Here is a 19,896-nt window from a genome sequence, read left to right on the forward strand (position 1 = left end):
TCAGTTCTATATATTAATATCTATATTTTTTGGCATCAAAAATATAGATTCTATTGTAGAATCAACAGAAAAATAAATTGGTTATATTTATATTTGTCTATATTTTCTGATTTTTATCAGATACATTCTAAAATCTTCTCTAAATATTCATCATCCCATCCTGCACAAAACTGCTTACTTTTAGTTCCTAGTTTTTGGCTTTTTTCTTTTCCTAAAAGATTAACTGCTATATGACGAATAACTGCAAAGTTTTGTGGTGCATTATCCTTTCTTATCCGACAATCATCTTCTCTAAAAGCTACATCTAAAACCCAGTGTAATGAATTCTCTATACCCCAATGAGTGCGGACTGATTCTCCTAGTAATTTCGCATTATTTGTCAAACTACTTATATAATAGCCTGTCTCAACCTTCGTTTTTCCATTAACTTTTCGTATATATTCTACCATTCCTACACTTTGAAGATTTACCCATTTCTTATCAGTATCTATTCTTTCTTCTATGTCTGATAACATGAGATAATGACGAATCTCTTCTCTTCCATGTTTGTCTTCTTTTGTATGAAATTCACTATATTTGAATCCCTCAAACCCTTTAGATATAGCTTCTTTGAAGATTTCTTCTACATTCTTATATAAATTACCTTGATTCTTTTTGAGTGCGATAATATATTCGCCTGATTTTTCTGCAATTGATTTTACTATCTCTTTTTGACACCCCATCGCATCAATCGTTACTAAACATCCGGCTATATCTAATACTTTAATTAATTCCGGTATGGCTGTTATTTCATTTGACTTTTCTTCTACTTTACATTGTCCTAATACTAATTTATTACTAGTTGCCCATGCACTTACCATGTGAATCGCACCTTTATCCTTTCCTTTATCATATGAATGCCTTAATGTTTTCCCATCTATTGCTATGACTTCTCCTTCTGTAATTTTATTGATAGATTTTATCCAACTCAAAAAACAATTCTGAAATTGTTGCGGATCTATTCTCGCAAATACTCTGGCGAATGTATCATGAGATGGAATCCCGTTTGGAAGTTCTAAAAATTGTTTTAGCCATTTTTCTTTCTTTTTTCCATAAGCCTCCATCAATACCCAACTATCTACTCCACAGATCACTGCACAAATCGCAATGGTTACTATATCTATTAATTTATGCCTTTTTGTTCTCTCAACTCTTTTATCTTCTAAATCTTTAAAGTGATCTACTATTGTGATTTTTGGTGGTAGCTTCATTTTGTGAATTTTGTCTCTTTAGTTTTATTGAGAATACCACTTCAACTCATTTTATTGATTCTTATAGAAACGAATTTACCATCAAATTTTCTTCATACTCATTTATTGGCTTGATATTAACATGGTAATACTGCCCTTTTTATCTATTCATAGAAGTTACATTTTGTCAAAAAAAATTAGATGCGTTTCCCCTGGGTAATTCCTGCTAAGTCAATGTTAGGAGACATAAGTAAATTGACGTAAATGTTTTGAAGTTTTGAAAGGGTAGACCGTGTTTGACGACCGTAGCGAGAATTCGGCTTTGGGGTACTACCTAAGTATATTCTGTCCGCAGAATCTCAGCGGCTTTAGCCGCTGAGAGTGTCAACCAATTTCCACTTTGTCCAGTTCTTTAACTGCAACACTAGCGCAAAATTCAAAAGTCTGATATCATGAATTAATGAACGGGTGAGTAGCTCAACGGTAGAGCAGTTGACTCTTAATCAATTGGTTGCGGGTTCGATTCCCTCCTCACCCATTAGCTTTCAGCGTTTTCAAGATTTGACCTTGACTAGGTATTGCCTAGTTTTAGTCAATACCTAGTCAAGGTAAATTGGTTTTTTTTTGATATTATTTTCTTTATTTTTGCTTTCACTTTTCATCACATTTGGCAGCAGCTTACTGCCCCATTGGCGTTTTTTATCGGTTTTTGGCTTTTATACCTTTTGCAAAATCCCGAATAGAATGGGACGGTGCCAGGTAAGCACTAGGCTGAAAAAAACGTTCCAAAAAGCTTTTGACCTTTTGGAACATTTGTGTTTGAAAAATGAAAAAAAAATAAAAAATGGGTCATCGTGTGGCTACCTTCAACTTTTCTTCAGTATGTCTTAGTACTATTAGGTCTTCAATTATTACATAATTTAATGCCATGCCGCCTCTAATAGCCACAGCCGCGGCTGAGTTCAAGTTGACTGGATTAGAAGTGCCTGCGGAAGGGAGTTCGTCAATGACAATTCTAGCCGTTTTTGTTTTGGTTGATGTTTTCATGGTTTTTAGTCGGAAGTCGTGTGTGTAATGTTGTCGACAAAAGACGAAATACTCATACTCACACCGAGTATATCATACAAAAAGTTTTTTTACACAACACAACGTTTTTTCAAAAAAACTTTACTTGCCAGTCACCCACTTAAAATCGTTCCGCCTTCTTGCCCTTCCCGCCTTCTTGCCCCACCCCCCAACACACAGACAGGACGGGACGCACAATATTCCGAGTGTCTTCTGTATTCTTCCGTGTTCTGGGGTGCCTGGAGTGCTTCGTTTAATTCCATAACTCGTGCGAGGTACAAGGCGAGGCCACGGAAGGCGATCGCACATCATCAATGGTATAATCATTAACAAGTCGGCGATATTTATAAAATTTGAACAAAACTAGCGATATCAGATTTGAAAATGAATGAATTAGCACCAATCATTAAATTAGGTAATCCAATATTACGACAAAAAGCTGCTGCGGTTGAGAATATTCAAAATCAAGAAATTCAAAACCTCATTGATGAATTAATTACCTCAGTTGCTCAAGCTAATGGGGTGGGAATTGCTGCACCACAAATAGCAGCATCCTACCGTTTATTTATCGTTGCTTCCCGTCCTAATGCCAGATATCCCCACGCACCAGAAATGCAGCCGACCGCAATGATTAACCCCCGAATTGTTGCCCATTCTTCGGAAATGGTTAAAGGTTGGGAAGGTTGTTTAAGTGTTCCTGGAATTAGGGGTTTAGTCCTTAGATATCAAACAATTGAAGTTGAATATACAGACCGTTATGGCAATTTACAAAAACAAGAATTAACTGATTTTGTTGCCCGAATTTTTCAACACGAGTATGATCATTTGGAGGGATTAGTATTTTTAGATCGGGTAGAAAACAATCAGGATTTAATTAGTGAAGAAGAATATCAAAAATCGGTGATTGGTAAAAATGAGTGATCCACAGATCCCCGACTTCTCTAAGAAGTCGGGGATCTAAATTCTCCTAAATTCTCGGTGATATTTTACCAACCTAATTTTTCTAAAATGGGTTTTGTAGACACAATATGTCTCTCTAAACCTAATTCTTTGGGACTGACACCTAAAGCTAAAGCAATTAACTGGGGTAAGTGTAAAATCGGTAAACCTAACTTTTGTCCAATTACCTTTTCTACTTCTGGTTGACGAGAATCTAAATTCAAATGACACAAAGGACATGGTGTGACAATACAATCAGCACCATTATTTAAAGCTTCTTGGATATGATTTCCCGCCATTTGGAAAGATTCGGTTGTCGCATAGCTAGATAAAGGCCAACCACAGCATTGAGTTCTGCCACGATAATATACAGGTGTCGCTCCTACAGCCCGAAATACATTTTCCATTGCTTCGGGTTTAAAAGGATCATCATAGGGCATGGATTTCTGAGCGCGTAGTAGATAACAACCATAGAAAGCTGCACATTTTAATCCACTTAATTTTTTGGTGACTCGCTCGGTAATTTCTTCTAAACCATAATCTGCGACTAAAGCATAAAGAAGATGTTTAACTTCTGTACTCCCCCGATAAGGAGAACAGCCTTCTTTTTCTAATAAACCATTAACTTTATTCACGTAATCGGGATTGGTAGATTGACATTCTTTTAATCGTTCATCAACATGACCAATAACACCTTGACAAGTGCTGCAATGGGTAAGTAAAGGGAGATTTAATGATTCTGCTAACGCGATATTTCTGGCATTAACGGTATCTTCTAGTAGTTGAGAATCTTCTTTAAATGTCCCTGAACCACAGCAAGAGGCTTTTTTCAGTTCAACCAATTCAATACCCAAGGCTTGAGTGAGAGATTGAGTTGATATATACAGTTCCCTACAAGCCCCTTGAGCTACACAGCCTGGATAGTAAGCGTATTTTAGCGGTTTAGATAGCATAAAAGTATAGTTGGTTTATTGTTTAGAGGTGATGAGGATTGATTAATTGGGTGGTTACTGTGGTTATTAAACCTTTATCTCTCATTTCCAGGATCTCCTTCATCTTTAATCCTCAGTTTTAATGATAGAACCTATACTCAGGTTCACCCTTTCCGATAAGATGTATATGCCCAAAAAAAACTTTGTTCATTTAGAGCAAATCATAGCAACTTGTTAAGGACTTTTATTTATGAGCCAAGCAGTAACTTTTGAAAAAGTTAAAAAAATTATCGTTGAGCAACTTAGCATAGAGGATGCGGATACGGTTACACCAGAAGCCAGTTTTGTTGATGATTTAGGGGCTGATTCCCTAGATACAGTGGAGTTAGTTATGGCTTTGGAAGAAGAATTTGATATCGAAATTCCTGATGAAGCGGCTGAAAAAATTAAAACTGTTCAAGACACTGTGGATTATATCTCTAGTCACGCTACTGCATCTGCATAGGCAAATTTTGATTCAGCATTGACGGGTTTAAACAAATACTTTAAGAGTATACAAATTAACTGGATAAACCCGTCCTTAGATGAGTGCTGAGTGTCTAAACTGTAGGTTTGACTTCAAAAAAAGCCCCAAAAGTCCATAATATTGAGCAAACAGTATAGTCTTAACTAAGAATACTTAACTCCGAACTCAGCCCTCTTAATTGTTTCCCTGCTGCTTTTTCGCCATATTTAATGCAATCATGAAAGACTATAAACGTAACCGCGTTGTTGTAACAGGTGTGGGCGCGATTACACCTATTGGTAACACACCAGCCGAATATTGGGAAGGATTATTAAGCGGACGAAATGGGATTGACTATATCACCGCCTTTGATGCTTCTAAACATAGTTGCCGCATTGCGGGTGAAGTCAAAAACTTTGATCCACACACTTACTTAGATCGCAAAGAAGCCAAGCGGATGGATCGGTTTGCCCAATTGGGTGTATCAGCAGCTAAACAAGCTGTTGCTGATTCAGGTTTAGTAATTGATGATCTCAACGCTGAACAAGTTGGTGTAATTATCGGTTCGGGAATTGGTGGAATTAAAGTTTTAGAAGACCAACAAACCATTTACTTAGATCCTAATAAAGGTCCTAGTCGTTGTAGTCCCTTCATGATTCCCATGATGATCGCCAATATGGCAGCAGGATTAACAGCAATTCATACTGGGGCAAAAGGTCCGAATTCCTGCTCTGTAACAGCTTGTGCTGCGGGTTCTAATTCTATCGGCGATGCTTTTCGTCAAATTCAAGGCGGATATGCCACAGCGATGATTTGCGGTGGCTGTGAAGCCGCAGTTACACCCCTGTCAGTGGCAGGATTTGCATCTGCTCGCGCCCTGTCCACCCGCAATGATGATCCGGCTCATGCTTGTCGTCCCTTTGATCGTGATCGTGATGGCTTTGTCATGGGTGAAGGAGCAGGAATTTTAATTCTCGAAGAATTAGAACACGCCCTCAGCCGGGGCGCAAGGATTTATGGGGAAATTGTTGGTTATGGGATGACCTGTGATGCCTATCACATGACTTCTCCTGTTCCCGGTGGTTTAGGTGCAGCCAGAGCGATTGAGTTAGCTTTAAAAGATGCGTCACTGACACCGGAAATGGTTAGTTACATCAATGCTCATGGAACTAGTACATCAGCCAATGATGTGAATGAAACCGCGGCGATTAAGAAAGCTTTGGGAGATCATGCGTATAAAGTAGCCATCAGTTCTACTAAATCCATGACAGGACATCTGTTAGGCGGTTCTGGTGGGATTGAAGCTGTAGCGACAATTTTAGCGATCGCTCATGATCAAATTCCCCCCACCATCAACATCGAAAATCTTGATCCAGAATGTGATCTAGATTATGTCCCCCATACCAGTCGCGCTCAAGTAGTAGAGGTAGCTCTATCTAATTCCTTTGGCTTTGGTGGTCATAATGTTACCCTAGCCTTCAAGAAATTTACTCCCTAAAGATACTTCCTAGTCAGGTATTAGGTGACAGGTGACGTTAATAACCTAATCACCCATTACCACGACTTGTATTATTGATCCCCAAATAATTTTGCTAGTGGTTAGCTTTTAAAGAAGTGAACCTGTGGCAAGTATGATAGAGATCATTCCTAACTGAACAGTTAGTTTAGGATAACCAAATTATCGGCTTTATTCATCACCAAGAACTCAGAATATCCCCCTTGTCCATTGACAATTGGGAATGAGATGATGAAGAAAGTGGGATCACTTTATAATGACCCCAGCAAGAAAAAGCTAAAAAGAGTCCTAACCCGTCGTTAACAATAAGAGATTATGGCTGTTGCAACCCAATCCATCCAAGAACTTTGTATTAATTCGATCCGCTTTTTGGCTGTAGATGCCATAGAAAAATCTAAATCAGGACACCCAGGACTACCGATGGGCGCGGCTCCAATGGCTTTTGTCCTGTGGGATAGCTTCATGCGCTATAACCCCAAAAATCCCCAGTGGTTCAACCGCGATCGCTTTGTTTTGTCCGCAGGTCATGGTTCAATGTTGCAGTATGCCTTACTGTACTTGACTGGTTACGATAGCGTTACCATAGACGACATCAAGCAATTTCGTCAATGGGGTGCTAAGACCCCAGGCCACCCCGAAAACTTTGTTACAGCCGGTGTAGAAGTTACAACTGGACCTTTGGGACAAGGAATTGCCAATGCAGTTGGTTTAGCAGTAGCCGAAGCACACCTAGCTGCTAAGTTTAACAAGCCTGATGCCACAATTGTTGACCACTACACCTATGTAATTCTTGGTGATGGTTGCAATATGGAAGGTATTTCCGGTGAAGCTGCTTCTATTGCCGGACACTGGGGATTAGGTAAACTCATTGCTCTTTATGACGACAACCACATCTCCATTGATGGTTCTACAGATGTAGCTTTCACTGAAGATGTTTCTAAACGGTTTGAATCCTACGGTTGGCACGTTCTCCACGTTAAAGATGGTAACACCGATTTAGCCGGAATTGCCCAAGCTATTGAAGCCGCAAAAGCTGTCACCGACAAACCCACCATGATTAAGGTGACAACCACCATTGGTTATGGTTCTCCTAACAAACAAGATACCGCTGGTATTCACGGTGCGGCTTTGGGACCAGAAGAAACCATCGCTACCCGCAAAAATTTAGGTTGGGAATATGACGCTTTTGTAGTTCCTGAAGATGCCCTTAATCATACTCGCAAAGCAGTAGAACGCGGTGCTGGTTACGAATCCGCATGGAACACAGTTTATGCTGGTTACAAAGCTAAATACCCCCAAGAAGCGGCTGAATTTGACCGTTTCATTAGCGGCAAATTACCAGAAGGTTGGGATCAAGTATTACCTACCTATACACCAGAAGATAAAGCATTACCTACCCGTAAACACTCAGAAAACTGCCTCAACAAACTAGGGGCTGTTTTACCTGAGTTAATTGGTGGTTCTGCTGACTTAACCCACTCCAACCTCACCGAACTCAAAGGCGCTGGTGATTTCCAAAAAGGACATTTCGCTAATCGCAACATTCACTTCGGCGTACGTGAACACGCCATGGGTGCAATCTGTAACGGTATGGCATTGCATAATTCAGGTTTGATTCCTTACGGTGCAACTTTCCTAATCTTTACAGATTATATGCGGGCTGCGATTCGTTTGGCTGCTCTTTCCGAAGCTGGTTCAATTTGGGTGATGACTCATGACTCCATTGGACAAGGTGAAGACGGTCCTACACACCAACCCATTGAAACCCTTGCTTCTTTGCGGGCTATTCCTGATTTAACTGTAATTCGTCCCGCAGACGGAAATGAAACATCCGGTGGTTACAAAGTCGCCATTGAGAAGTCTAAAGCAAACGCTTCGACTTTATTGGCGTTCACTCGTCAAAACGTTCCTAACTTAGCAGGTACATCCATTGCAGGTGTCGCTAAGGGTGGATATACAATTGTTGATTCTCAAGGGACACCAGATATCATCTTGATTGGTACTGGTTCAGAAGTCAGCCTCTGCGTTAGTGCAGCGGAAAAATTAACTGCGGTCGGTAAGAAAGTTCGTGTTGTTTCTATGCCTTCTTCTACTTTGTTTGATACACAAGATGCAGCTTACAAAGAATCTGTTCTACCAAAAGCTGTTACTAAGCGTCTATCTGTAGAAGCTGCTAGTAGTTTCGGCTGGCACAAATATATCGGTAGCGAAGGCGACACTGTAAGTATTGATACTTTTGGTGCTTCTGCTCCTGGTGGTATTTGTTTGGAGAAGTTTGGCTTCACTGTTGATAATGTTTTAGCTAAAGCTAAGGCTTTGTTAGGTTAATTATTGCAGGATATTTTCTGATTTTGTGGGGTGGGCTGTAAAAGCTCACCTTTTTTTTGTGGAAAAAGTTAATCTATGATTTCTAAAAAATAATTTAAATAAATAAACGAACCACAGAGGCACAGAGAACACAGAGGGAGGAGAAATAGAAATATTGTTTAAGAGCCAAATTCATTGATTCTTGTAAATATCCTAATGCAGATAAAACTTCGATGTATTCATCTTTAATTGATACTGTTACCATTGTCTTTACCTCATGATTAAGTTATTTAGATATTTTGTTGTATTTTTAGAGGAAAGTTTATAAACATTAACAAAAATGAACTTACACGAGTATAACATTAGTGTATGATAGAATATTACTAATATCACAATAATTAACTCTCTGTTGATATTATGCAAACACAAACACGGTATTACACTCCAGAAGAATATTTAGAACTAGAAGAGAAAGCAGAATATAAAAGCGAATATCGAGACGGAGAAATCATCCCTATGACTGGAGGAACAACAAATCATAATAAAATAGCAGGTAACTTTTATGCTTATCTGAAATTTGGGTTAAAGAAGCAAAATTATGATGTGTATATTGGTGATGTGCGTTTGTGGATACCGCGTTATCGTCAGCATACATACCCTGATATCATGGTAATTCAAGGAGAACCTATTTACACAGGTGCAAATACAACTACTGTCATGAATCCTTTATTAATTGCTGAAGTTTTATCTAAATCAACTAGTAATTATGACCAAAGTGATAAATTCATGTACTATCGTTCTATCCCTGAATTTAAAGAATATATTTTAATTAATCAATATCAATATCATGTTATGCAATATGTGAAAACCGACGATGGTAAATGGATATTCACAGAATTACACTCTGAATCGGATATTTTGACATTGGAAACAATAGATTTTCAGATTGCTTTGAGTGACTTATATGAACAGGTGAATTTTACACAAGTTGATGAAAATGAATAATTAAGAGAACTCTATTTTCTGCTATATACTAAACACGCTTGGGAAATTAACTTTTACAAAATTAGGAAAAACCTAGATTTGTAGGGGTTTGGTACTGCTCATTGGTGTCAACTTAGGCTACATATGGCTTATTTGTTCGGCTTCCACACCCGCCCAGAAATGAATTTCAGGGCTAATAGCCAAAGTTTACTAAAGTAAACTGAAGATTTGCAGAATTCTTAGTCATCAAAAGACAACTTTTGCTATGAGACTGGGAATTCATTCCCAGGCGGGCTATGAGTTTTACGTTAAGTTGACACCTATGGGTACTGCTAAACCCCTACTATAGAATCACACGATTAAGACGTTTTGAATATAAATTAGTCAGTAAGTTGCCCAAACTTGTCCATGTTTACATATAATTTATTATAAGAACAGTATCAAATTAATATCACAAAAATTACCTAAAGTTATGAAACAAAGGTTATTTAGTCAAGGGTGGATAGGGTTGACGCAAATTGTTATTCTCGCTTCCTTGACAGCATTAACGACAATTGCGACTACCAACCAACCCAGCCACGCTAAAGGTGAGACCTTTTACTGTGGCAAAAGTAAAGGTATACCTGTTACCTTTGTCCGTACTCAAGATAGTAGAAAGGTGAGACCTTTTACTGTGGCAAAAGTAAAGGTATACCTGTTACCTTTGTCCGTACTCAAGATAGTAGAAAAGTAACAATAGTTCGCTGGACTTCTAATGCTTACTTTCCACCACCTTGGACGGCTCAACGTCGTTGTGACGAAGTATCGCGCAGATTTCAAAGGAGTAATGACAACGGTACTCTGAAAAATATCACCACTGGGACGCTCAGAGGTGAACCAGTTGTTTGTGCTGGTACTAGCCAAAATACTGCTTGTACAAGTAATAATTTATTATTTACCCTCAAACGTGGAGTTAATCCCAGTGCTACTCTCCGCAGACTCTTAGACCGTCGGGGTTTGGCTGCTGGTAATACACTCAATGAAAGTGCAGGTGACACAATTAATATTGATTTCCAGCTTTACCTCAATAATGCCACAGTTGAACCGGATTAAATTAACATGACTTGGCGGATATTAAAAATTGTCGCCTGTATTGGCGGTTTGTCAATGTTGCTTTCAAGTTCGGCAGCAAGTATCAGTATTTCTGCCAGACAAACTAACATTACACAACCGCCAATTCCATTATCAGCAGCACAGTTGCAGGAAAAAGCGGCAGCTATTACTGTCAAGATATTATCAACAGATTTTTTGGGTTCGGGAATATTACTAAACAAACAAAATTCAGTTTATATAGTATTAACAAATGCCCATGTTTTGCGAGCAGATTATCCACCCTATCGTATTCAAACACCAGATGGAAAAATATACAAGGCAGATGTTCTAAAAAATGTGAATTTTCAGAATTATGATTTAGCAATATTGCAATTTTATAGTATTAAAAAAGTCTATTCTGTTGCAAATTTGGGTACTGTTTCAAATGTAGGAGATGAGGTATTTATAGCCGGGTTTCCTGTACAGGAAGAAAGCGAAAAAATCAGCTTTGTATTTATTGGTGGTAAAATATCTTTGATATTATCAAAAGCTTTAGAGCCTGGTTATCAGGTGGGATATACAAATCATTTGGAAAAGGGTATGAGTGGAGGTGCTTTATTGAATAAACAGGGTGAGGTTGTGGGTGTAAATGGGATGCACGCTTATCCATTATGGGATGCTCCCTCTGTGTTTATTGATGGTTCAGAAGCAGAGGAAAAGTTACATCAGGAAATAGTGGGTTTGAGTTGGGCTATACCGATAGATAAAGTTGTGCAAATGATGGGGAAAAGCCCCGGCGAATCAAATTCGCGGCTACACAAACAAAGTCCGCCTTCGCGGATTCATGAAATATTAGATTCGCCTATTAAAAAATATGAATTGGAGGCTAAATAAATGAATTATAAATACACAATTTCCACCGCGATAATTGGCTTGTCAATTGCCTTTTTACAGCCACAAGTAGCAAGAGCAATATGTAGTAATAGTCAAGTAGATGCAACTGCCGAAAAAATCACCGTTTTAATTGATAGTCAAGAACCTGGTTCTGGCGTGATAATTAAGAAAGAGGGTAATACTTATACTGTGCTTACAGCTTATCATGTAGTTAAGAACCAAAATTTCAAATATACTATTGTCACCCCAGATGAACAACGTTATACCCTTAATTATCAGACTGTCAAACAGTTATCAAACAAGATAGATTTGGCAGTTTTACAGTTTACTAGTAATAAAGATTATCAAGTTGCTAAATTGGGTAATTCAGACACATTAACAAGAAGGACAAATGTTTATGTGGCTGGTTTCCCTAAAGCAACAGCAGCGGTAAAATTATCTATTTATGATTGTCGTGGTGGACAAGTGATTGCTAATGCTACTCAGATAACTGCTGATAATGGCTATAATTTAATTTATGATAATGCTACACTCTTCGGAATGAGTGGGGGAGCAGTGTTGAATGATCAAAAGGAAGTAATAGGTATTCATGGTCGAGGAGAAGAATCAAGTGATGTTGATATTGATAAGATAAATTCCTCGGTTGCTACTGTGAAATCTGGGAGAAATTCTGGGATTCCTATTAAGATTTTCATGGAACTCTCTAAAGGTTTGCCTGAAATTCCTAAGCCAATAAAACCAAAAGTTGATGATTTCCTGGTTCAAGCTGCGGATAAATATGGAAAAGGAGATTATCGCGGGGCAATATTAGCTTATGACGAAGTAATTCGCCTCAATCCTAATAATTCTGAAGCTTTATTATATCGCGGTGCTACTTATATTGCTTTAGGAGATAAACAAGGGGCGATACAAGATTTCAACCAAGCTCTCAAAATTAATCCTAACGATGCCAAAGCCTATAACAACAGAGGTGCTACCCGTTCTGATTTAGGAGATAAGCAAGGGGCAATAGCAGATTTTAACCAAGCTCTCAATTTTAATCCTAACGATGCTCTAGCCTACTACAACCGGGGAGGTGTCCGTTCTGAATTAGGAGATAAGCAAGCTGCCATACAAGATTACAACCAAGCTCTCAAGATTAATCCTAACTTAGCCGATGCCTACTACAACCGGGAAATTGCCCGTTCTAATTTAGGAGACAAACAAGCTGCCATACAAGATTACAACCAAGCTCTCAAAATTAATCCTAACGATGCCCAAGCCTATAACAACAGAGGTGCTACCCGTTCTGCTTTAGGAGATAAACAAGCTGCCATACAGGATTATAACCAAGCTATTAAGATTAATCCTAACTATGCCTTAGCCTACAACAATAGGGGAAATGCTCGTTCTGCATTGGGAGACAAGCAGGGTGCAATAACAGATTTTAACCAAGCTATTAACATTAATCCTAAATTAGCCGAACCCTACTACAACCGGGGAAATGCCCGTTTGGCATTGGGAGATAAGCAAGGAGCAATTAGTGACTTACAGCAAGCTGCAAACCTCTTTCAGCAACAAGGAAATCTAGGAGCATATCAAATGACTTTGGAAAATATTACAAAGATTCAGCAGCAATGAAGCTTAACTAATTCATAATTATCTCAAGCAAAGGGGTAAAGAATGTCTGAATCAGGATGTCCAGGATTAAAGGATTTACAGGATGTTTGATTGTAATTGAATGATAAGATTTTGATAATTTTCTATTATTCTCACAGTTACTTTCTTCTTTGCGTCTTTGCTCCTTTGCCACTTTGCGCGAAACATAACACACAAGGATACACGAAAAGAATGTTAATTTCATCCTGAAAATCCTCAAATCCTGGATATCCTGATTCTGACAATTAACACACAGGAACACACGAAAAGAATGTTAATTTCATCCTGAAAATCCTCAAATTCTCGATATCCTGATTCTGACCAAAAATATCATGTATAATTAAACAAATCCTAATTCTGAAAAAAAGACAAAAATATGCAAATTACTATCGAAATTCCCGAAGATATTGGCAACCAACTACAACAAAACTGGCAAGACGTACCACAAAAACTCTTAGAAGCTTTAGCAGTAGAAGCTTATAGAAATAAAATCATGACTTCTGTACAAATTCAACAATTACTAAAATTTTCCTCACTTCAAGAAACTGAGCATTTTTTAAAACAATCTCAAATTTCTCTAGATTATCCTCAAGAAAATTTAGTACAAGATAAACAAACAAAAACTTTAGCTGATGCTTTTAACGAACTTCAGCAAATCTGTATTCAAGAAGATTATTCTTTAGAAATTCCCTCTCGTCAAGACCGTCCTAATTTCTTTTTTTAATATCCGCAATGACTTTTTTATGTGATACCAACATTATTAGCGAATTAGTGCGACCTCAGCCTAATCCTGGTGTTTTAATATGGGTAAAAAATTTATCTTCCATAAATATTAGTGTAATTACTCTGGAAGAAATACATTATGGATTAACATCAAAACCTAACCTAAAAATTCAAAATTGGTTTGATAATTTTATTAAAAATGATTGCCAAATTTTACCTATCACGGCTGAAATCGCTCAACTTTGCGGTAAAATCCGAGGTCAACAAAGATTAAGCGGTAAAACAGTTACTCAAGCAGATATGATGATTGCTGCTACAGCCCAGATACATCAATTAACTTTAGTAACGCGCAATATTCGTGATTTTGATAGTTGTGGTATCCCTCTTTTTAACCCTTTTACTTAATCTTAACGATATTTATGATCATAAATCCTGTATCCCTTACGGGAGGCGTTAGCCATAAATCCTTAAATCCTGGATATCCTGAATTTCCAATGAATTAATCATCTTTTCTGCTGTTTCCACAAACTGATCATAATCATCTATTTTCGCAGTATAAGTAATTGTATAAGCCTTATCACCTCTTAAAGTCACAACCTGCATATTCTTCAAACTATCTTTACCATTTTTACCCGTAAACACCAATTTACTAGCTTCTTTATTTGCCAAAGTTGTTACACTTTTATCAACAATCTTTGCACCTGATACAGTATTATTAATTTCCTGAATACTGGATTTTTGCCAATCATCTAATCTGCCAGAAAACTTATCAACGCTAATTGTTACTTTTTCTTGAAAATTATCTGTATCACTTTGTTTAGGAGAGATAAAAGTCACAACTTCGGCTGTAATTGGGTTTTCTAAATCTTGTCTTTCCCAGGTTTTTGGATATTTTACCTTTATCCCATATTGAGAATTTTCATATATATATTAAAATCATCTTTTTTAGTAATAAAGAAAATAGTTAAGCTGATAAATATTGTCATTCCTAATCCCACCAGCAATTTCCAATTTATAGGCTGCGGTAATAACTTTTTAACTGCTTGTAAAGCTTCCTTTGCTGTAGGGTAACGGTTACGAAAATCATAACTTACCATTTTATCTAAAACTGTAGCTAGTTTTGGACTAACATTTGCATATTTACGCCAAATAATTTCCCCCGTCTTTATATCTTCTTCTAATTTATCAGGTAATAAACCTGTGATTGCTTGAATAGCAATTATTCCCACTGCATAAATATCACTACTCAATTGTGGTTTACCTCTTTGTTGTTCAAGTGGCATATAACCAGGAGTCCCAATAATTACAGTAGAAGTAATTTGTCCCTGTTTATTAACTAGCTGTGTACGAACTTCTTTAACTGCACCAAAATCAATCAGGAAAATTGTATTATCTAAATGACGACGACGGATATTATCTGGTTTAATATCTCGGTGAATAACTTTGTATTTATGAACAAATTCTAATACTTCTAAAATTTCTATTAGGAGTTGAATAACATCAGATTCACTCATTTTTTGACCTGATGTTAATTCATCACTTAAATCATTACCTTTTATATATTCTTGAACTATATAAAATTCCTGATATTCTTCTATGTGGGCTAAAAGTTGGGGAATTTGGTCATGTTTACCTAACATTTCTAGGGTTGCTGCTTCTTGGTCAAAAAGCCTTTTAAGTATTATTAAAGTAGCTGGATCTGTACTGGCTGGTGTAAACTGCTTAACAACACAAAGAGGATTTCCTGGTCGTTTGGTGTCTTTCGCTAAAAAGGTAGTCCCAAATCCACCTTGTCCCAGACTTTGAATAATGTGATAACGCTTGTCTATAATCGTGCCTATCATTAGACTCACCCTGTACTCAGAATGCGTTTAGGATTTATTATGACACAAATTCTGACATCTAACCCACATTTTGCAGATATTAAAACAAATTTAGGAATTAAAAATTTAGAGAAATAAAAGCCTGAAAATATTGCCCAGCAAAGATTTCACTAGACAGGGGTAGCGATGAATGAATGGTTACAAGGAAATCCACTTTTATTAGCGGAAATACCAAACAATTTAAAATCACAAGAATCTAATTTAGAAGTCAGCGAAAGATTAAGACAATTATCTATTGCATTAAGGGGTAGATAGTGTTAAACAGATAAAATTCTCAAGCACAGCATCGCAGATTATCCATGATAGAAACCGATTGGAAAACCGTCAAAACCTACGAAGACATCATCTACCAAAAAACCGACGGTATCGCCAAAATCACCATCAACCGTCCCCACAAACGGAACGCATTCCGTCCCAAAACCGTATTTGAACTATACGAAGCCTTTTGGGATGCCAAAGAAGATACCACCATTGGCGTAGTGTTATTTACTGGTGCAGGACCCCACACAGACGGTAAATACGCCTTTTGTTCAGGTGGAGATCAAAGTGTGCGGGGACAAGCAGGATATGTAGATGATGCTGGAATCCCCCGTTTAAACGTCCTCGACTTACAACGCCTCATTCGTTCCATGCCGAAAGTCGTTATTGCCCTAGTCGCGGGTTATGCTATTGGCGGCGGTCATGTTCTCCATTTAATTTGTGATTTAACCATTGCTGCCGATAACGCCATTTTTGGGCAAACAGGCCCCAAAGTAGGCAGTTTTGACGGTGGTTTTGGTGCAAGTTATTTAGCACGGATAGTAGGGCAAAAAAAAGCGCGAGAAATCTGGTTTCTCTGTCGTCAATATAACGCCCAAGCAGCCTTAGAAATGGGCTTAGTTAATACCGTCGTCCCCATAGAACAACTAGAAACAGAAGGGATAAAATGGGCGCAAGAAGTCCTAGAAAAAAGTCCCATAGCCATTCGTTGTCTCAAATCAGCATTTAACGCCGACTGCGACGGACAAGCTGGTTTACAAGAACTCTCCGGTAACGCTACTCTCCTTTATTACATGACAGAAGAAGGAGCAGAAGGAAAACAAGCATTTTTAGAAAAACGTCCCCCTAACTTCCGGGATTTTCCCTGGTTGCCTTAAATTTATTCGCCGTTGCATAATGCCTGTATGAATTATCTTTCGCGCAAAGGCACAAAGGAGCAAAGGCGCAAAGTTTGAGATTTTGAAATATACCAAAATCGCACCTGTTGTGGAAGGTGCGATTTCCGAAGATGTCAAAATGGGAAACAGTGACAAATTGCCAGTCAAATTTTATTAAGGTAGACGGAAAATTGATGACCGTAATAATAGGTAGTTAAATTAGTACGCTCTGATTTTTTACTTCTTGTGCAGCGGAAGTAGGGATATCTTCAACAGAGGCTACTGTAAGATGATCCAAATCGGTCGGAAGAGTTTGAGCAGCCGAAAAAATAGGTCTGGCTACTGGTAAACTCCAAGCTTCTTCTAACGTTTCCCAAGCAGGTGCAAAAGCTGCTAAGGCGAAAGGACAGGCCTTCCAAACCCCTTGAACTGGTGCGCTCAACTTTTCACACATACCACCACGACGACCCTGTGGTTGGTAATAACGACAATAACGACAGGTAGAGGTTAAACGCTTAATTAGTTTCATGTGCCTTCATCTTCAATACCGTAGGACTAGTTATCACACTTATATATCTTGCTTCTTCATCAAAATAGGCATGAAAGGCGAAAACTCATTATTGGATATAGGTTCTAGCGATTATTAGCGATAAACAAACTTTATGATGTCTTTAGATTCTTGTTATATTTGTAAATGATTATTGAAGTGTTCACACACTTGTTTTTGTCTGAAACGTAATGGGGATCAAGGTTAAAAGTTTTATTTTAGATTTGCTCATCTTGGAAAAACCTGACTTTAGATGGATTTAAAATTCATCCTTAGCATCTACTTTACTCAATGATTTATAATAGTTCAATATTTTTAATTCAGGGCTTATTTTCTACCCTAACAGCTTAGTGCAGCAGAGAGAACAAACATCCCAGCGTTCTAGTTCACCCGGTGGAGTGGGACATTGACATTGGGGACATAAAGGGAGATGATGCGATCGCTCTTGCATCTTCTTCGCCCAATTCTCAAAAACACCCAAAGCATTGTCAAGACTAGATATAACTAACTTCTCAGTAGTTAAATCATCAACCACATAACTAGGATGTTCAGATGCCGAAACAGTTGGTTCTGTTCCCGTCGTTGAGGAATTTTTCCACTCTGCTGTCGAAAAACGAATATCCACCAAAGAGGTGGACAGCTTATCATTTAATTTCATCAATATAGTTTTCCGTCCAAAGGTCAAATTTTGCGCCCAAGCAGCACTAGAAGTTGCTACCCACACTACATCACGTTGAACTGACAAAGGACGAGTTTGAGCAGCAACCGCAGTCCCCACAACTTCCACCCAACACTTCAGCAACCGTGGAAATACCTGTGCTTGCCATTGTGGTGAACGTTGAATATTCCCTAAAACCTGATCAATTGACTTAAAAGACATATTTTGTTAGTAGTTTTACTATTTTAACTATTGTAGGACGGGCAGCATCCGACAAATCGCTCACGCCTAAGTCTTGCCTGTCAAAATTGTGCAAATTGAACACAGTACACCTGAATTTACTAGTTAGGGAATAGGCAACAGCAGCATTTTCTCAGCTATACTTCTAACCAGTAAGTTAAGTAAAATAGCTGAATACTGGCAAACAATTTTCGCTACTATAGGGCTACTATTTGATTTTTGAACAAGCTGTAAACCGTAAACCCCATCGAATCAACGATTGAGTCTCAGTATAATGAACAACAATCAAACCGGATTCCTATATATTGAAAATTAATTTAATCATCTACCCTAACTCCATCTTAAACAATGAATCAAAATCCTCTTATAGATTCTTCGCAAACACCAGTCTTAAACCCTGCTCTGACTACAGCACTGGCTGGTTTAGAAGTACAATTAGATCAAGAATTAACCAGATACCGACGGACACGCAAAAACGCCAGACAACAACCATTAAGCAGTGTAGAAAGTTACACAAGAAATAAAAAAACAGCCTTGTTAACAGATATTCAACTACCAGCAGTTCCTCCCATAGCCACTCCCCCAGAAAATCCGTTGTTGACGAAAGAGACTGAAGCAATTAATTTTCCCCAAGACTTTGCTATTTCCGAAATAGAAGAAACCTCTACCCCTCCAAACTTAGAAAAATCTAGCAGTAGTATAGTTCCCACCAAAATTCAATCTGTTGAAAACCAAACCCTCCTCACCACAAACGATACTCCTAAACAACTAGATGATTATTTAGAATCTAGTGAAGCATTATTACGGAGTTTGACTGCCGAAGCACCACAAACTCAAACTCCTAATTCTCCCAAATCCCGTGACAATGTGCTATCCCCTCTGGAAATTGGTTCAATGCTATTGCTATTGTTAGCAACTTTAACTTTAGGTTATGTAGTCTTAAATCCCAAAACTTTGCCTAAATTTAATTTCAGTAACTTACCAAACAATAATTCATCACCAATTGCGGTAAATACTGAAGTAATAGAAAATAATTCTCAACCAACTAGCGAACCCAAAATCACTCCCATAGTCAAATATCCTAATTTAGCTACCCAAGAATTTCGACAAGTCAGAGATCCTCAAGATATCGTAGATTTAACACCAAAGATTAAACCTACTCCCCAAATCGTCCCCACTCCCCTAGCTATTCAACCCCCCATAACTCCTATAACTCCTATAACTCCTATAACTCCATTACCCACTCTTTCCCCTCTTTCTACTCTTTCCACACCTCTACCAAAGCCTACAGCCACCGCATCACCCCTTACAGAAGATGTGAAACCGTCAACTAACGGCTACTATTATATTATTGCTGATAATCAAGGCGACAAAGCTTTAACAGCAGCAAAGCAAGTAGTTCCTGATGCTTATTTATCACCCAATCAAAAATTTATTTATTTAGGTGCATTGAAAACCAAGGATGAGATTAAGCGGAAATTGCAAGAACTAGAAGCAAAAGGGATCAAAGGACGGTTACAAGAGCCATAATAAAAAAACCTTGGTATTGCTGAATTCAGGAATGAAATTTACTTAATTTTAATTCCGAAAACTCTTACCTTTGCGATTTTGCGCCTTTGCGTGTTAGCG

20 protein-coding genes and 1 tRNA gene are annotated in these 19,896 nt (G+C 38.0%); 14 read left to right on the forward strand and 7 right to left on the reverse strand.

Annotation, left to right across the window (positions count from 1 at the left end; translation table 11 throughout):
* Positions 1-116 precede the first annotated feature (116 nt).
* On the reverse strand, positions 117-1,250 hold the full coding sequence (locus tag HGD76_RS05940) for an ISAs1-like element ISAsp2 family transposase (RefSeq protein WP_168694588.1): 1,134 nt from the start codon (positions 1,248-1,250) through the stop codon (positions 117-119).
* Between the two features lie 445 nt (positions 1,251-1,695).
* On the opposite strand from HGD76_RS05940, the gene HGD76_RS05945 reads away from it, so the two are divergent.
* Together HGD76_RS05945 and def are read left to right on the forward strand one after the other, a co-directional pair.
* Positions 1,696-1,767, forward strand: a tRNA-Lys gene (locus HGD76_RS05945).
* Between the two features lie 911 nt (positions 1,768-2,678).
* Positions 2,679-3,215 (forward strand): peptide deformylase, encoded by a 537-nt coding sequence (def, locus tag HGD76_RS05950; RefSeq protein WP_168695245.1) that lies wholly within the window; start codon positions 2,679-2,681, stop codon positions 3,213-3,215.
* A 65-nt stretch (positions 3,216-3,280) separates the two neighbouring features.
* Here the strand turns inward: def and HGD76_RS05955 are convergent, their stop codons facing one another.
* Positions 3,281-4,186, reverse strand: a complete 906-nt coding sequence (locus tag HGD76_RS05955) for a CoB--CoM heterodisulfide reductase iron-sulfur subunit B family protein (protein WP_168695246.1) — start codon at positions 4,184-4,186, stop codon at positions 3,281-3,283.
* A gap of 229 nt (positions 4,187-4,415) precedes the next feature.
* Here HGD76_RS05955 and acpP point away from each other — a divergent pair, with 229 nt between their 5' ends.
* The 3 genes from acpP to tkt all read left to right on the forward strand — a co-directional run bounded on the left by acpP (position 4,416) and on the right by tkt (position 8,514).
* Positions 4,416-4,670: an acyl carrier protein gene (gene acpP / locus HGD76_RS05960; RefSeq protein WP_168695247.1), complete on the forward strand. Its 255-nt coding sequence runs from the start codon at positions 4,416-4,418 to the stop codon at positions 4,668-4,670.
* Between the two features lie 238 nt (positions 4,671-4,908).
* Positions 4,909-6,168 (forward strand): beta-ketoacyl-ACP synthase II, encoded by a 1,260-nt coding sequence (gene fabF, locus HGD76_RS05965; protein ID WP_168695248.1) that lies wholly within the window; start codon positions 4,909-4,911, stop codon positions 6,166-6,168.
* Between the two features lie 333 nt (positions 6,169-6,501).
* A complete protein-coding gene (gene tkt / locus HGD76_RS05970) occupies positions 6,502-8,514 on the forward strand; it encodes a transketolase (protein WP_168695249.1) in 2,013 nt (670 codons plus the stop codon).
* A gap of 94 nt (positions 8,515-8,608) precedes the next feature.
* Here tkt and HGD76_RS05975 read toward each other — a convergent pair whose 3' ends face one another.
* Positions 8,609-8,758 (reverse strand): hypothetical protein, encoded by a 150-nt coding sequence (locus HGD76_RS05975; RefSeq protein WP_158310555.1) that lies wholly within the window; start codon positions 8,756-8,758, stop codon positions 8,609-8,611.
* 152 nt (positions 8,759-8,910) lie between these two features.
* Here HGD76_RS05975 and HGD76_RS05980 point away from each other — a divergent pair, with 152 nt between their 5' ends.
* The 7 genes from HGD76_RS05980 to HGD76_RS06005 all read left to right on the forward strand — a co-directional run bounded on the left by HGD76_RS05980 (position 8,911) and on the right by HGD76_RS06005 (position 14,208).
* Positions 8,911-9,498, forward strand: a complete 588-nt coding sequence (locus HGD76_RS05980; protein ID WP_168695250.1) for a Uma2 family endonuclease — start codon at positions 8,911-8,913, stop codon at positions 9,496-9,498.
* Between the two features lie 451 nt (positions 9,499-9,949).
* The gene (locus HGD76_RS25155; protein WP_233467068.1) at positions 9,950-10,210 is read left to right on the forward strand and encodes a hypothetical protein; all 261 of its coding nucleotides are present in this window, start codon (positions 9,950-9,952) and stop codon (positions 10,208-10,210) included.
* Complete coding sequence (locus tag HGD76_RS25160) at positions 10,168-10,569, forward strand: COP23 domain-containing protein (protein ID WP_233467218.1); 402 nt, start codon at positions 10,168-10,170, stop codon at positions 10,567-10,569. The genes HGD76_RS25155 and HGD76_RS25160 overlap by 43 nt, the downstream gene beginning before the upstream one ends.
* A gap of 6 nt (positions 10,570-10,575) precedes the next feature.
* Complete coding sequence (locus HGD76_RS05990; RefSeq protein WP_168695251.1) at positions 10,576-11,442, forward strand: S1 family peptidase; 867 nt, start codon at positions 10,576-10,578, stop codon at positions 11,440-11,442.
* Complete coding sequence (locus tag HGD76_RS05995; protein ID WP_168695252.1) at positions 11,443-13,062, forward strand: tetratricopeptide repeat-containing S1 family peptidase; 1,620 nt, start codon at positions 11,443-11,445, stop codon at positions 13,060-13,062.
* Between the two features lie 394 nt (positions 13,063-13,456).
* Positions 13,457-13,804: a UPF0175 family protein gene (locus HGD76_RS06000; RefSeq protein WP_168695253.1), complete on the forward strand. Its 348-nt coding sequence runs from the start codon at positions 13,457-13,459 to the stop codon at positions 13,802-13,804.
* An 8-nt stretch (positions 13,805-13,812) separates the two neighbouring features.
* Entirely contained in the window at positions 13,813-14,208 is a 396-nt protein-coding gene (locus HGD76_RS06005; RefSeq protein ID WP_072033626.1) for a type II toxin-antitoxin system VapC family toxin, read from the forward strand.
* 48 nt (positions 14,209-14,256) lie between these two features.
* Here HGD76_RS06005 and HGD76_RS25165 read toward each other — a convergent pair whose 3' ends face one another.
* Together HGD76_RS25165 and HGD76_RS25170 are read right to left on the reverse strand one after the other, a co-directional pair.
* Positions 14,257-14,730, reverse strand: coding sequence for a PsbP-related protein (locus HGD76_RS25165; protein ID WP_325064838.1), 474 nt, complete (start codon positions 14,728-14,730; stop codon positions 14,257-14,259).
* On the reverse strand, positions 14,703-15,647 hold the full coding sequence (locus HGD76_RS25170) for a protein kinase domain-containing protein (protein ID WP_325064830.1): 945 nt from the start codon (positions 15,645-15,647) through the stop codon (positions 14,703-14,705). The genes HGD76_RS25165 and HGD76_RS25170 overlap by 28 nt, the downstream gene beginning before the upstream one ends.
* A gap of 338 nt (positions 15,648-15,985) precedes the next feature.
* On the opposite strand from HGD76_RS25170, the gene menB reads away from it, so the two are divergent.
* The gene (menB, locus tag HGD76_RS06015) at positions 15,986-16,822 is read left to right on the forward strand and encodes a 1,4-dihydroxy-2-naphthoyl-CoA synthase (protein WP_015081581.1); all 837 of its coding nucleotides are present in this window, start codon (positions 15,986-15,988) and stop codon (positions 16,820-16,822) included.
* 214 nt (positions 16,823-17,036) lie between these two features.
* On the opposite strand, the gene HGD76_RS06020 is transcribed toward menB, so the two are convergent.
* Both HGD76_RS06020 and HGD76_RS06025 read right to left on the reverse strand, forming a co-directional pair.
* The gene (locus HGD76_RS06020) at positions 17,037-17,351 is read right to left on the reverse strand and encodes a hypothetical protein (RefSeq protein WP_015081580.1); all 315 of its coding nucleotides are present in this window, start codon (positions 17,349-17,351) and stop codon (positions 17,037-17,039) included.
* Between the two features lie 352 nt (positions 17,352-17,703).
* The gene (locus HGD76_RS06025; protein WP_015081579.1) at positions 17,704-18,249 is read right to left on the reverse strand and encodes a DciA family protein; all 546 of its coding nucleotides are present in this window, start codon (positions 18,247-18,249) and stop codon (positions 17,704-17,706) included.
* A gap of 366 nt (positions 18,250-18,615) precedes the next feature.
* Here HGD76_RS06025 and HGD76_RS06030 point away from each other — a divergent pair, with 366 nt between their 5' ends.
* A complete protein-coding gene (locus HGD76_RS06030) occupies positions 18,616-19,797 on the forward strand; it encodes a hypothetical protein (RefSeq protein WP_168695254.1) in 1,182 nt (393 codons plus the stop codon).
* Positions 19,798-19,896: the final 99 nt, after the last annotated feature.

The sequence above is a fragment of the Dolichospermum flos-aquae CCAP 1403/13F genome (genome assembly GCF_012516395.1).
Classification (GTDB): domain Bacteria; phylum Cyanobacteriota; class Cyanobacteriia; order Cyanobacteriales; family Nostocaceae; genus Dolichospermum; species Dolichospermum lemmermannii.

Excerpts from the sequence above, each read along its gene's own strand:
- HGD76_RS05990 (WP_168695251.1), top strand. The coding sequence starts at position 10,576 with ATGACTTGGCGGATATTAAAAATTGTCGCCTGTATTGGCGGTTTGTCA.
- def (WP_168695245.1), top strand. The coding sequence starts at position 2,679 with ATGAATGAATTAGCACCAATCATTAAATTAGGTAATCCAATATTACGA.
- fabF (WP_168695248.1), top strand. The coding sequence starts at position 4,909 with ATGAAAGACTATAAACGTAACCGCGTTGTTGTAACAGGTGTGGGCGCG.
- HGD76_RS05940 (WP_168694588.1), bottom strand. The coding sequence starts at position 1,250 with ATGAAGCTACCACCAAAAATCACAATAGTAGATCACTTTAAAGATTTA.
- HGD76_RS06005 (WP_072033626.1), top strand. The coding sequence starts at position 13,813 with ATGACTTTTTTATGTGATACCAACATTATTAGCGAATTAGTGCGACCT.
- acpP (WP_168695247.1), top strand. The coding sequence starts at position 4,416 with ATGAGCCAAGCAGTAACTTTTGAAAAAGTTAAAAAAATTATCGTTGAG.
- HGD76_RS05955 (WP_168695246.1), bottom strand. The coding sequence starts at position 4,186 with ATGCTATCTAAACCGCTAAAATACGCTTACTATCCAGGCTGTGTAGCT.
- menB (WP_015081581.1), top strand. The coding sequence starts at position 15,986 with ATGATAGAAACCGATTGGAAAACCGTCAAAACCTACGAAGACATCATC.
- HGD76_RS05975 (WP_158310555.1), bottom strand. The coding sequence starts at position 8,758 with ATGGTAACAGTATCAATTAAAGATGAATACATCGAAGTTTTATCTGCA.
- HGD76_RS06025 (WP_015081579.1), bottom strand. The coding sequence starts at position 18,249 with ATGTCTTTTAAGTCAATTGATCAGGTTTTAGGGAATATTCAACGTTCA.
- HGD76_RS06000 (WP_168695253.1), top strand. The coding sequence starts at position 13,457 with ATGCAAATTACTATCGAAATTCCCGAAGATATTGGCAACCAACTACAA.
- HGD76_RS05980 (WP_168695250.1), top strand. The coding sequence starts at position 8,911 with ATGCAAACACAAACACGGTATTACACTCCAGAAGAATATTTAGAACTA.
- HGD76_RS05995 (WP_168695252.1), top strand. The coding sequence starts at position 11,443 with ATGAATTATAAATACACAATTTCCACCGCGATAATTGGCTTGTCAATT.
- HGD76_RS06020 (WP_015081580.1), bottom strand. The coding sequence starts at position 17,351 with ATGAAACTAATTAAGCGTTTAACCTCTACCTGTCGTTATTGTCGTTAT.
- tkt (WP_168695249.1), top strand. The coding sequence starts at position 6,502 with ATGGCTGTTGCAACCCAATCCATCCAAGAACTTTGTATTAATTCGATC.
- HGD76_RS06030 (WP_168695254.1), top strand. The coding sequence starts at position 18,616 with ATGAATCAAAATCCTCTTATAGATTCTTCGCAAACACCAGTCTTAAAC.
- HGD76_RS25170 (WP_325064830.1), bottom strand. The coding sequence starts at position 15,647 with ATGATAGGCACGATTATAGACAAGCGTTATCACATTATTCAAAGTCTG.
- HGD76_RS25155 (WP_233467068.1), top strand. The coding sequence starts at position 9,950 with ATGAAACAAAGGTTATTTAGTCAAGGGTGGATAGGGTTGACGCAAATT.